We start from the raw sequence: 13,452 nt of genomic DNA, 5'->3' as shown, positions 1-13,452 counted from the left end.
GTTTCGACCAAATCCGCGTGTTCGTTCATTTTTTTGCGGAGGGCCCGGACGTGGACGTCGATCGTTCGCTCCAGCACCATCGTGTCTTCGCCCAGGGCAGCGTCGACCAGTTCGCTGCGGTCGAAGGCTCGGCCGGGTTGGCGGATCAGGGTGTCCAGCAACCGGAACTCACTTTTGGTCAGCTTGACCGCCTCCCCCTCGATCGTGGCCACAAAACGTCTGCGATCGACGGTCACTCCGCATCGCGAAATGGAGTCGGCGTCGTCCATGCTGGGTTCTCGGCGACGCAGCAAGGCTTTGATTCGCTGCAGCAGAACCTTGTAGCTCTCGACGGGTTTGACGACGTAATCGTCCGCCCCGACCGCGAATCCGACGACTTGATCGGACTCTTCGCCCAACGCACTGAGCATCAAAATCAGAGTGTCTTTGGTCGTCGCGTCGGACCGCAACTGCTTGCAAACTTCCACGCCGCTGAGAATCGGCAAATCGACATCGAGGACAACCACGTCCGGCAGATACAGCTTGGCTTGGTTGAGAGCTTCCCGACCGTCAGCCGCTCGATAGACATCGTAGCCCGCTCGTTTGAGCTGGTACTCGAGCGTTTCCACCAACGGCCGGTAATCTTCAACGATGAGAACTTTGGTTTTTGACATTCGTCCGCATGCTGCGTTTTGAGAGGAGATTCATTTCTTCCGGTCCGCGAGTAGTTTCGTTGAAGAGGTGAAGTTTGACACCACCCACAAACCGCCCTTTCGTTGAAGGTTTGATGAAGATCTCGTTCGGGAATTCAGAATCAATGGATTCGGCAGACGAAATCAGATCCACACCATTGCTTCATCGCATCTTACCGAATCACACGCGATCATAATGATCAGCGTCTGCTGGATTCACGACAGTTGAAAAAATCGCCTCGCATTGGCGGTCGTCGCTTCCGCCAGCTTCGAAGTTGGCACATTCCGTACATCGGCCAAACAACGCAGGACGTGCGCCACCCGAGCGGGCTCGTTCGGCCGTTTCCCCCGCAGCGGTTCGGGCGACAAGTACGGCGAATCCGTTTCGATCAGCAATCGGTCCTCCGGAACGCGTTTGGCGACCTCGCGAAGATCATCGCTCTTCTTGAATGTGACCATCCCCGCGAAGCTGATCATCAATCCCATCTCCAAACAACGCTCGGCCAATTCCCAGTCTCCCGTGAAGGAATGCATGACCGCGGCCGGAAGTTGCGTTTGCCGAGCCAGTTGTTCTGCGATCAGATCACCGCTTTCACGCATGTGAATGACCATTGGCAAGTTCGTTCGACAGGCCAGATCGATGTGTTGGTCGAACGCAACCTGTTGCTGCTCGATCGGCGTGTCATCCCAATAGCAATCCAAGCCGGTTTCGCCGATCCCGCGAACCCCGGGAGACGTCGCCAGCGTCTCAATTTCCGCGAAATCGCCATCGGAGGATTCTGCGACGGAATTGGGTTGGATCCCGACCACCGCATGAATCATGTCAGGGAACTCACCCGCCAGCTCAACGGCTCGTCGGCTCGTCGCCAAATCGATCCCGATCACGCCGATGCCAACCACACCAGCCTGGCGAGCCCGCTCGACCACCTCGGCAACATTGTCGTTGAAGTCCTTGGAATTCAAATGAGCGTGAGTGTCAAACAGAGGGTTCATTCGGAGCTCGGATGGATCGAAAGCGGAGAAAGATATGCCAGGCACGAAGTCGCTCATTTTGTTTCATTTCGCGAAACTGGGTAGCACCCGCAACCGCAAACCACTTTCGGATGATTTGCATCGGTCAATGAGAAACTGCATCAGTTGCACCGATTCGGCTCGTACGCCAGATCATTCCGATGCGACGAATTGTTCTTTGTCCGACCAATCATTTCTGGTCGGAACAGCCACGATTCGGCGGATTGGTAAACACAAGCTGATACATTGGGGGGCATCCGGTCGCACCCAAGAACGTCCCACACGTTCGCGGTTGCCTCAAATCGACGCCCACCATCCCGATCGGTCCCGCCTTCGAACCCCAAGGTTTTGCCAAAGATGTTTCAGTCGACGATCCGTGCCGTCACCTATCCGATGGCAATCCTATTCATTGCTTCGGCGGCTCATGCTCAGTCAGAACCAAAGAGCGATGCCGTCAATCCGGCCTCGCGTCCGAACATCGTTTGGATCATGTCGGAAGACAACTCCAAGCACTACTTGAAACACTTCGACGAAACCGGCGTCGAAACGCCCGCCATCGAAGCGATGGCTGCGCATGGCGTGACCTTCGACCGAGCGTTCAGCAACGCACCGGTTTGCTCCACCGCCCGAACGACGCTGATCACGGGCTGCTACGGGCCTCGCATCGGCACGCAGTTCCATCGCAAGACCGAGCTCGCGACGCTGCCACTCGGCGTCGAAATGTTCCCCGCGTGGCTTCGACAATCCGGCTACTACACGACCAACAATTCCAAAGAGGACTACAACGCGAAAAAGCGGATGAGGCCATTTGATGATTCCTCGCGAAAAGCGTCATGGAAAAACCGACCCGCCGATGACACACCTTTCTTCCACGTGGTCACGTTTGCTGATTCACACGAAGGCCGCTTGCACTTCGGAGTCGACGCGTTGCAGAAACCAACCGATTTCGATTCAGAAACCGTTTCGCTTCAGCCCTACTTTCCCGACACGCAAGTCTTCCGGCACACCGCCGCGTTTTATCGCGACCGGATGAGCATCATCGACGAGAAAGTCGCCAGCGTGATCGAACAATTGGAACAAGCCGGCGAGCTGGAAAACACGTTCGTGTTTTACTTCGGTGACCATGGTGGCGTGCTGCCTCGAGGGAAGGGCTACATCTATGAATCCGGTCTGCACGTGCCATTGGTCGTTCGCATTCCCGACAACTATCGCCGACTGGTCGATCGTGAACTGGGGTCTCGCACCAAAGGCTTCGTGTCATTCATCGACTTTGCTCCCACTGTGCTAAGTCTGGCGGGTGTGCCGCTGGACGAAGCTGGTCCGATCGATGGCAAAGCGTTTTTGGGCAAGCGAATCGAAGCGGCCGAAGTCGACTCGCGCGACACAACGTTTGGTTACGCCGACCGGATGGACGAGAAGTACGATCTGGTTCGCTCAATCCGCGTTGGCGACTGGAAACTGATTCGCTCGTTCGAATCATTTCAACCCGACGCCATGTGGGCCGACTACCGCTACAAGATGTTGGCCTACCAACAATGGCGAGACCGGTATCACACCGGCAAACTCAATGACGTCCAAAGCCAGTTCTTCAAACCGCGTCCACCGGAGTTGCTGTTCAACTTGGCGGACGATCCGCATGAAGTGAACAACTTGGCAAATGACCCGGACTATGGGGACCGACTGACAGAACTGCGTGCGAAGCTGAACGCGCATTTGAAGGAAACCAATGACCTTGGGTTCTTGACCGAAGCTGGCATGTTGAAAGTCATTGATGCTCCAGTCGAAAATGGCAAGCGTTTGTCCAATGAGATCGCTGGCTACATCGACACCGCCAACATCGCGGTCATGCCATGGGACCAAGCCAACAAGGCTCTGCTGTCGGCAATCAACAGCGGAGACAAGCTGGAGCGATACTGGGCTTTGGTCGCAGCGAGTTCCATTGCCGCATGGAATCGATCGGCCAATCTAGACATGGCGGCCGACGATACGTTCGTCAAATTGCTGCACCGCCGGATGCTCGATTCCGAGCCACTGGTCGCAGCCAGAGCCGCGCAACTCGCCGCGATTTTGCATGTCAAAGACCCTCGCCCGACTTTTCAAAGAACATTGGAACTCAGTCAGTCGCCAACAGAGGCCATGCAAATCTTCAACATGGTGCGGCACGTCAACGCGATGGCAGGAAAGCCTTACCCGATGAATTCCAAGCTGTTTCGACTGCCGTTCCATCCGGATCCGAAAGGCTTGATCCAGCAACACCTGGACCATCTGGATCGACCGTGAGTTCGTGACCGCGTCGTGGACCACCTCACCACGACGCAATTCACTCCTCTTCGCAAACGAATTCCGCCACCTCCTCATGTCCGGAGGTGATCGCTGGGATCGCGTCGTCAAATCCGCGGAAACGCTGGGCGATTCTCGGGCCCCAACCACACGGGTTCATGGAACTTGTGTAAGAATCTGGACTCGAGAACACGTCGCTCATGCGACCGTTGTAACTTGCTAGTCGTCAACTTTCTGGCTGACGTGCAGGTCTCGCTATCATCCCACCTCCTGTCTCTCCTGTCTTTTGAATCCCCAACCGATGACAGTTCTTCGCCATCTCTTCGCCTCCGCGGCGTTGGTGTTTGTTTCTTTACCCGCAATCGTCCACGCTCAACCGCCGGCGTTGGAACTCCGACCGGGCGACCACGTTTGTCTGATCGGAAACGCGTTGGGTGAACGGATGCAGCATGAGAATCAGTTTGAAACTCTCTTGCATGCGGTGCGTCCTGATTTGGACCTAACGATCCGAAACCTTTGTGCTCCGGGGGATGAACCCAAGATCCGGTTGCGGAGCCTGAACTTTGGATCACCGGACGAACACCTCACGCACAGCAGTGCGGACGTTGTGCTGATGTTCTTTGGCTACAACGAATCGTTTCGCCTCCGCGAAGGACTGGATCACAAAAAAGTCCTGCGTGACTTCACCCAAGAACTCGACGAGCTGATCCAACACACTCAGTCGCAGGTCTACAACGGAGAGAGCAATCCGCGCATCGCATTGGTCTCGCCCATTGCGTTTGAAGCGACCGAAGACCCGAACCTTCCTGACGCCGAACCTCGAAACGCCGCGCTCAGCAAAATCGCACGGACGATGCGAACCGTGGCCGAAAAGCGCGGCGTTTCGTTCATCAATCTGTTCACGCCAACGAAGCAACTCTTTGAACAGAGCGAGCAGCAACTGACGCTGGATGGCGGGCATCTGAACTCAGATGGTTACACCGCTCTCGCCCCGATCATGGTTCGTGGACTGCTGGGTGAAGTCGACGCCCCCGAACAAATCAACCCGACTCTGTTGGCCGCTGTCGCGGACAAAAACTTTCACTGGTTCAATCGCTATCGCGCCGTCAACGGTTATTCGATCTATGGCAAACGTGGCACCGCGGGCAGCGATGGAACCTACAACAACCGCTCGGTCATGAACCGCGAACTGGAAATCCTCGACCAGATGACCGCCAACCGAGACGCTCGCGTGTGGGCGATCGCCGGTGGCGAGAACATCAGCGAACCGATCGACGACTCCAACACGCTGCCATTCATCATTCCGAAAACCAATGTGGGCGGGCCCGATGATCCGAATGCAAAACGCGGCAAGCTCGGGTCGCTGGAATACTTGACGACCGACGAACAGCTCAAAACGTTCACGTTGCTGGATGGGTACGAGATTCAATTGGTCGCTTCCGAGCAACAGTTCCCCGAACTTGCCAACCCGGTCGCTCTGGATTTCGATTCCCAAGGCCGGTTGTGGGTCTCGACGATGCCAAGCTACCCACACTGGCAACCGAAGTCACCGATGGATGACAAGCTGTTGATCCTGGAAGACACCGACGGTGACGGCGACGCGGACGAGTGCAAAACGTTCGCCGGCGGATTGCACCAACCGACCGGTTTCGAAATCGGACGCGGTGGCGTCTTCGTTGGCGGGCAACACGACATCTACTTCCTAGAGGACACCGATGGCGACGATGTCGCGGACAAGCGAACTCGAGCGATCGTCGGCTTTGACACCGCCGATTCACACCACGGTCTGGCTGCGTTTGACTTTGGCCCTGGCGGGCATCTGTATGCCCAAGAAGGGACGTTCAAGTTCACTCAAATCGAAAGCCCCTACGGCCTGACTCGAAACTTGGAAGGAGGCGTTTTTCGCTACGACCCGACGACCAAGAAATTCGGCGTCCACGTGAATTTCGCGTTCGCCAACCCTTGGGGATTCGGCTTCAACGAATGGGGACAAGACTTCATCGGCGATGCGTCTCCGGGCAGGAGTTACTGGGCAACCGGGATCAGCACGCGACTGGACTATCCGATCAAACACCCGGGCGGTGCACAACATCGTCGCGTTGCAGGCGAACAGGGTTACAACGACGGTTTGGTCCCCTACCAAACGTTCTACCCGAAACGCATTCGCCCGCTGGCTGGATGTCGCTTCCTCAGCAGCGAACATTTCCCTGATGACGTTCAAGGCGATTTCCTGGTGACGAACGTGATCGGTGATCGCGCCGTACTCAGGCACGAGGTCGTCGAAAAGGATTCCGGCTACGAAGGAACCGAGGAACCGATGCTGGTCGGTGGTGGCGATGGAAACTTCCGTCCTGTCGACATTGAAATCGCTCCCGATGGATCGCTCTACATTATCGATTGGCACAACGCTTTGATCGGTCACCTGCAACACAATCTGCGTGACCCAAGCCGCGACCATAGCCACGGCCGCATTTGGCGATTGACTCACAAAGAACGTCCGCTGGTGAAGTTGCCTGTGATCGCTGACACCACCACCCCCGACCTGATCGATCAATTGTGCTCGGATGTCGGTCGCAAGAACCAACGCCACGCATACCGCGTCCGTCGTGAACTGCATGCCCGTCCAACGAAAGACGTGATCGCCGCCGCGAATGCGAAATTGGCAGATTGCCGAGCCAGCAAGGACGACGATCACGATCTGTTGGAATTGCTGTGGCTGCATCAAGCTCACAACCAAGTCAACGAAGAACTGCTGACCGAAGTTCTCGCCAGCGACGATCATCGAGCCCGCAGTGCCGGCACTCGAGTGCTGTCTTTTTGGGCTGATCGAATCGCCGACACGACCAAACGTTACGAAGCGTTGGCATCCGACGAACATCCTCGGGTCCGCATGGAAGCTCTGCGTGGCATTTCGCACGCGTTTGGCGAACCTTGGGCGTTGGACGACCAAGACCGCTTGATCCGATCGGCACTGCGAGTCAAAGAGATGCCGATGGACCACTACCTCGACTACGCTCTCGAAGAAACGATGCAGCGTTTCGAACAGGTCATCGCTAGCCGTGCGCCGTATCTGCCCGAAGCGAAAAGCGAGATGACTCACGCGGATCATGCTCATGCCGCGCACGCTGAACACAACTCTCACAACAGCCACAACTCTCATGTCGGCCATCAAGCCCACAATGGACACGCTGGCCATGTTCACTCGCAGGTCGGATACGCGGTTGATCAAGTCCACTTGTTGACCGATCCCGGTGCAACGTTCGACGGCCACGGCAGCAAAATCGCTCCGTACAACGCCGCGCTGCCGGTCTACTTTGATCTTTCACCTGAAATCGTTTCGTATCAAATCGAACGATTGTCGACGCCAGCCCTATTGGCTGTCCCACGAAATTCCAAAGACCCCAAGTACGAACCGCTGCATGCCGCGATTTTGGCCCGCGGAGAAGTGGGTGACCAAGACCGACGTGCCGCGCTCGAGGCTTTGGTGGCACTGCAAGACTCCGACCCTGGCGATGTGTTGCTCGGCGTGATCGAAGACTTGGACTGGCGTGACAAATCCAAACGAGAGGTGACCCTGCGAGCCGCTCGCGGGTTGTCGACCATGTTGCTGAAGCTCCCCGCTGGCAACTTGGAATCGTTGCAGGACCGATTCACCGCTGCAGCCAGAAAGAACGATGCCGCGATTGCTCCCGTTGCGCTGGCTGGACTAATTGTTGCCGGAGATGACGTTGCATCGTTCGAATTGACGAAGCGATCCGACGCCGCCAAGGTCAATTGGCTGACCGGAGTCGCGATGCTCCCCGATCGTCTGGACCGTGAATCACAGCGTGAACGAGTCATCGAGCTGATGTCCAATCGTGACAAAAAAGAGGTTGTCGCTGCCGCGATTCGAACGCTGGCCGTTGTGCCTGGCAACTGGGAAGACACGTTTGAGCGAGTCGGAAAGCTTGCCTGCGAAGGTTTTCGCGAAGACGGAATCGCCACGCTGCTTGCGGTCCCGAAGAAAGCCTATCAACCAGAAACGTCACTGAAACTGGCTCGTTATCTCGTCAACTTTGCCGAGCGAACCAAGGCGAGAAACCGCACCAGCGACTCGTTCATCGACGCGATGCAAGTCGCCGACCGAGCCATTGCCAAACTGCCGACCAAAACGGCCAAACAATTTCGCGATCGGCTTCGCGAAATCACCGTGCGTTTGGTCCGCATCAAAACAGTGGATGAAGAGATGCGTTACGACGTGCCCTACTTCGCCGTCGAAGCGGGACGCCCTGTGCAAGTCATCTTGGAAAACCACGACGGCATGCCACACAACTTGGTCATCACCCTTCCCGGTGAACTGAAGAAGGTAGCGGAACTCGGTCTTCAAGCCGGACCTCGCGGCGGTTTCCAAGGCAAACAATACGTGCCGGACTCTGATCTGGTACTCCACAGCACCGACTTGGTCGCCTCCAACGAAAAGGAAGCGATGACGTTCACGGCTCCCACCGAACCCGGTGAGTACCCCTACGTTTGCACGTTCCCGCACCACTGGTAGCGCATGTATGGCGTGATGGTCGTTGTCGAAGACCTGGATGCCTACAACGCCAATCCATTCGAGCCCGCTGATCCGATTGGCAACAATCGATCGTTTGTGCAAGCGTGGACGATCGACGATTTCGCTGGCGACAAACTGACCGAAGGTTTGCGTGGTCGAACGGCAGAAATCGGGCAGAAGATCTTCGAACAAGCCACCTGTGCGAGCTGCCACCAAGTCGCTGGCAAAGGCGGGCAGATCGGCCCGGCACTCGACGAAGTCGTTAGCAAATGGAAAGGCGATTCGCGAGAGGTGCTCAAGGAGATCCTGCATCCATCCGACCGCATCGACGACAAGTACGCGACGCACCTGGTCCTCACCGCAGACGGGCAGACGTTCTCGGGGTTATTGGTCGACGAGACCGACGACGTCGTGAAGCTGCTGGCCAATGCGGAAGCGAAGGAGCCCACCGTGATTGAGCAGGATGAGATCGAGCAAATGGTCAAAACCTCAACTTCGATGATGCCCAAGGCTTTGCTCGATCAGTTCACCGAAGACGAAATCTTCGAGTTGCTGAATTACATCCTCAGCAATCAAAAGTAGCGAAGGTCGTCCTGCAAGGTCCGAATTCAGGCGAATCCGGTTACGCGAATTCGTGCCACAACCATCGTAGGCCAGGTCGTACCTGGCGACCGAACCGATGCTTCGAAAGAAGCGAGTCGTCCACCCCAACCACCGCTTTTTCGCGAGCGTCCGTGGCCCCGGCGTTTCACCCATCGCCATGTAAAACATGGCCTAAGTGAGCACGTCCGATTTCAGCCGAATCCGGCAACGGGAATTCAAGCCACAATTATCGTAGGCCAGGTCGTACCTGGCGACCGAGCCGATGCTTCCAAAGAAGCGAGTCGTCCACCCCAACCACGCTCCTTTGCGAGCGTCCGTGGTCACGGCGTTTCACCCAACGCCATATAAAACATAGCCTACGGGAGGGCGAAATCGCTTTGGGACCTCTATCGGGATCGGCGGGTTGTCTGGCGCTGTCTTGCGACACTGCGTTGCTTCGCCAACGGCGCTGGTTCACCATAAACCCGCTGGTGGAACAACGCCAACGATCGCAACGCGTGCCCCTTGGGACCGATCGACCAATCGTTGTTGCGTCCCTTCAACATCGCGTTCAACAAGAACGTGACCGAACGCAACACTTCGGGTTCCAACAACTTTTCGTCCGGCAAATGCGTGAGCAAGAACTCAACCATGTGTCCGGTCGTTTGGACCTTCCTGTCCAAGTCACCGTTGTCCTGGCGTGACTCAAACCAATCCGTGCTCATCGAACCGTCACGGTTCTGCAGTCGCAGGGTGTAGTCGACGAAGTCATCGAGGAACTGTTCCGCACGAGCCCATTGGCCATCGATTGGTTGGCCTTCCAAACGCCGTTTCCGCAACGCGTGCGCGAAACCCATCAAACGGTGCGTGCCGCCACAAGCCGAACCGACCACGGGTTGGTCCAGTTCCGCAGCGATCAAGCGAGAGAAATCCCAACGCTCGCCATCGGCACCAACCCAGGTCGTTTCCGTGTCGAGGTAGTGCGACAATCCAATCAGGCTGAACGTGAGTTCTTCGCCTTCCTTGCACTTGAACGCTTCGACTTTGACGAGATCAGCCACACTGAATTTCTGACCGTCTACGTAGAGCGGGTAATCGCTGGGCACACCGGCCATTGCCAGCACAGCCAACCACTGGGCTTGGTGCCCTTGCAGTCCAACGCCCTCACGAGCCTTGATCTTTCCGCCTTCGATTTCCATCAATCGTTGACCGCGGCAAACATTGTTACCTGCCATCCAAGCGATGGTGCTGTAATCACGACCGCGAGCAATCAAACGCGTGTCAGGCCCGAAGACCATCACGGCATGCATCATGCCCCAGTTACTGCGGCCGTCGGCTCGTTCGCGGCGAGTGTAGTAGTGCTGCAGGCACTGTACGATCGGTTGCTGCATACGCATCACGCCGGTACTCAGATTCGCTGCGGCACCCTTTCCGCGGTGCGTCTTAGGACGCCCGGTCGCGTCCAACTCAGCCAATCGCAAACGCTGTTGGTCCGTCGAACCGGAGTCTGCATTCTGGGTCTCGGCTTCCTCGGCATAGAATTCTTGAAGGTCCGCTTCATCCAAATCGTTGCCGTGAATGTCTCGCAAGCTAACCGATCCGGCAGGTGCGTCTTCCAAAGGAGTCAAACGGTCTCGTTCCACCGCTTGCAAAGGCACTCGCGACAACTCATCCGCCCGTTTGTCGCTCTTGATTTTAGCGTGACGTTCACTTGGACGACTTGGTGACGCCGAGTCCAACGACATTGGGTTTTCACGCTCCTCGATTTCAGAGCGATCACGAGCCTCTTCCTGACGCAACTGCTCAGCGATGCTTTCGTTCAAACGGCGTTCAAGTTCTCGCTTTTTCTCTTCCTCCGTGTCCCGTTGCAATTCCATCGACGGCGTCTTGCCCAACGACAACTCGTTGCTCTGCAATCCACTGCCAACGGTATCGTCCTTCTTCGCCGGTTCAGCGTCTTCCAATGAAGGCAATTCTTCGTGCCGCGTTGATGGCCGGGATGGCTTCATCTCTGGCAACGAATCGATCGCCGAGCGAGTCTTTGGAATGCTGGGCGGAACCAAGCTGATCGATTCTTCTGCCTCGGGCTCCGCCTCTGCTTTGGCTTTCGGCTCCATCGGTGCTGGCTTGCTGGACTTCAACGCATTCAACTGCGCGGTCAACTCTTCGATCTTGCTGGTCAGCTCATCAACCTTCTTTGGCAAATCGCTGGCCGCTGCATTCAACTCGGTGCCCTGATCTGCAGGCGCATTCAAAGCCGGCAGGCTGGGCAGCGATTCAACACTCATCGGCGGCAGAGTTGGCGTTTGAGTGGTTGGAGCCTGAGTCTTTGGGGTGGCCTGTTGTGGCAAAGCCCCGCTGCCGATTGGCGCCATGGTCGTCGACGGCTGCGGATCGCGAAGAGGCGAACGCTCGGTGACATTTCGTCGCGCGTTCCAACGCGTCGCATTCGGTTTCGGATTGGCTTGGTCTTCCCACGTCGCACTGCCATTGCGATCGGAGACCGAACGAGTCGGACGCGAATCGAACTCCGCTGGCATCTTGCTGGGAGCCAACGAATCCGGAACGTTGTCCGCCAATTGCTGCCGGTTCGGATCCGCCAATTCTGCTTCGGCCGATTCTGGGCCACGCAAAATCATCGACGGTTCGGTTTGTGTGAACAGCGGCCCCTTCGGCTCCCAAGTTTTGCGAACACCGTTCAGTCGCGCGTCTTCACGAGTGACCATGCGAGGCGTTCGCACGATTTCCTCGGTGGCTTTCGCGTCGGCGTTGCCCAAAAACACCGGCTGTTCCATGGGAGCAGGCTGTGCGATTTGTGGCGGCAACAACTGAATCGCTGATCCGATTGGCGAGGCGTTCGATTGCCACGGCCCGTTCTGCTCACGAAATTGCAAGTGCGATCGAGACGAGTCGTCTTTTTCGCGAATCACCACGGCGGGCCCCGCCACGCGAGGCTCGATCGCGTCGCTCTCGCTCGTGTCATCGATCACCCCAAACGAATCGGCAGTTGCAGCGACGGCGGGCGCACCGAACTGCAATTCATCCGCTTGAACGGCCACGGTGGCGAGACACGAAGACGTTGACAAGCTTGTTGCAATCAACAAAGCGGCCAAACGTTGGCGTTTTTCTGACACAGTCAATTTTCTTCCGCGGTCGGTGACATCACGTTGGGGTCCTCCCGAACGTCCAGCCACAGAAATCAAGCGTTCTGTGACGACACGACGGGTCTTAACGTGTGTATCGGTTATTCCGAACGAAAGGTTGACTCGAATGTGGGCGGTGAAACCGGAGTCGGCCTCCGACGGGTGGCGAGAATCGTCAGTCCGGCCAGCGTCAATGAAACGCCAATCACCAATAACTTCGTCACCGGTTCTTCAAACACAATCACTCCCGCGACGCTGGCCATCGCGACTTGCGATGCATTGATCAAGTGAACCGCCACGACGGGCAAGACCTTCAGCGCCGTTGAAATCGCCACAAACGCCGTGAAATTGAAGACTCCCGCCCAAATCATCGATTGCCACATCGCGGCCGGGATGTCTGCGATTGGCGACCATCCCGTTCTGACCGCGACGATGCCAGCCAAAGCGACCGTGCCCGAAACACCGCTGATCCACATCGCCATGGATGCCAACATGCCGCGTTTCATCGTGAAACGCATCGACGTGCTGAAAACAGCGTAGGCCAACCCAGATGCGATCGCCCCCGCCGCCCCAAAGATCGGCGAATGCAACCAATCCACCGGCTCACTGGACGGAATATCCGACGAAGGATGCCACTCCACCGGATCCACACCGCGAGATCGTGACAACACAATCACGGCGATGATCAGCGTTCCAATCGACAACAACGTTCGCGGCCGAACGGGTTCCTTCAGCAGAATCCGCCCCAGAATGGCGCTGCCGATCAACAACGACCCCAGCGTGATTGGCACCGAAGCCGCCAATCCGATGCTGCCCAATGCCACCTGAAACGCGCCATTGCCAATCACTTGCCCGACCAAAGCAACCGGGATGAAGATCGGAATCCACTGGCGACTGGTCGCAATCGGACGCCCGCTGGCTTTGACGGAGACCAAGTAGGGCGTCAAAACCAATACTGTCGGAACCGCTTTGAACGTCGAAACAATGAACGGATCCACCGAAATCGCATTGCGAAGCGAGATGTTCGCAAGCGTGTACAACACCGCCGAAGCGATCCCCGCCACAATGCCAAAGCCGATTCCCGGCGATATCATCGCCTGTCCCAAACGGCGCCACCAGACAACCTGATCCTTCTCGCCCGCTTCGGTACCAGAGAACTCGTTCTGATCGATCGATGAATCAGAACTCATAAGGCATCCGGGCGAAGAAAATGAAGGGCAGGGGAAAGGTC

Annotated in this window: 7 protein-coding genes; 3 read left to right on the top strand and 4 right to left on the bottom strand. The window is 56.8% G+C overall.

The genetic code is table 11. From position 1 onward, the window contains the following. Both ACF8AM_RS19505 and ACF8AM_RS19500 read right to left on the bottom strand, forming a co-directional pair. On the bottom strand, positions 1-653 hold a 653-nt coding region (locus ACF8AM_RS19505; protein ID WP_392557254.1), incomplete at its 3' end, for a response regulator transcription factor. A gap of 234 nt (positions 654-887) precedes the next feature. Next, positions 888-1,664: a TatD family hydrolase gene (locus ACF8AM_RS19500; protein WP_392557253.1), complete on the bottom strand. Its 777-nt coding sequence runs from the start codon at positions 1,662-1,664 to the stop codon at positions 888-890. A 375-nt stretch (positions 1,665-2,039) separates the two neighbouring features. Between ACF8AM_RS19500 and ACF8AM_RS19495 the strand changes: the two genes are divergently transcribed. The 3 genes from ACF8AM_RS19495 (at position 2,040) to ACF8AM_RS19485 (ending at position 9,078) form a co-directional block, all read left to right on the top strand. Next, entirely contained in the window at positions 2,040-3,962 is a 1,923-nt protein-coding gene (locus tag ACF8AM_RS19495; protein ID WP_392557255.1) for a sulfatase, read from the top strand. Positions 3,963-4,263: 301 nt separating this feature from the next. Beyond that, positions 4,264-8,496 (top strand): PVC-type heme-binding CxxCH protein, encoded by a 4,233-nt coding sequence (locus ACF8AM_RS19490; protein WP_392557252.1) that lies wholly within the window; start codon positions 4,264-4,266, stop codon positions 8,494-8,496. Positions 8,497-8,511: 15 nt separating this feature from the next. Beyond that, a complete protein-coding gene (locus ACF8AM_RS19485) occupies positions 8,512-9,078 on the top strand; it encodes a c-type cytochrome (protein ID WP_392557251.1) in 567 nt (188 codons plus the stop codon). A gap of 407 nt (positions 9,079-9,485) precedes the next feature. On the opposite strand, the gene ACF8AM_RS19480 is transcribed toward ACF8AM_RS19485, so the two are convergent. Together ACF8AM_RS19480 and ACF8AM_RS19475 are read right to left on the bottom strand one after the other, a co-directional pair. After that, positions 9,486-12,164: a GTPase-activating protein gene (locus ACF8AM_RS19480; RefSeq protein WP_392557250.1), complete on the bottom strand. Its 2,679-nt coding sequence runs from the start codon at positions 12,162-12,164 to the stop codon at positions 9,486-9,488. Between the two features lie 158 nt (positions 12,165-12,322). Then, positions 12,323-13,411: a DMT family transporter gene (locus tag ACF8AM_RS19475; protein ID WP_392557249.1), complete on the bottom strand. Its 1,089-nt coding sequence runs from the start codon at positions 13,409-13,411 to the stop codon at positions 12,323-12,325. Positions 13,412-13,452: the final 41 nt, after the last annotated feature.

It is taken from the genome of Rhodopirellula sp. JB055 (genome assembly GCF_043100905.1).
Classification (GTDB): Bacteria; Planctomycetota; Planctomycetia; order Pirellulales; family Pirellulaceae; genus Rhodopirellula.
The sequence above is the reverse complement of the archived record's forward strand: the minus strand, read 5'-3'. Positions and strand labels throughout refer to the sequence as shown.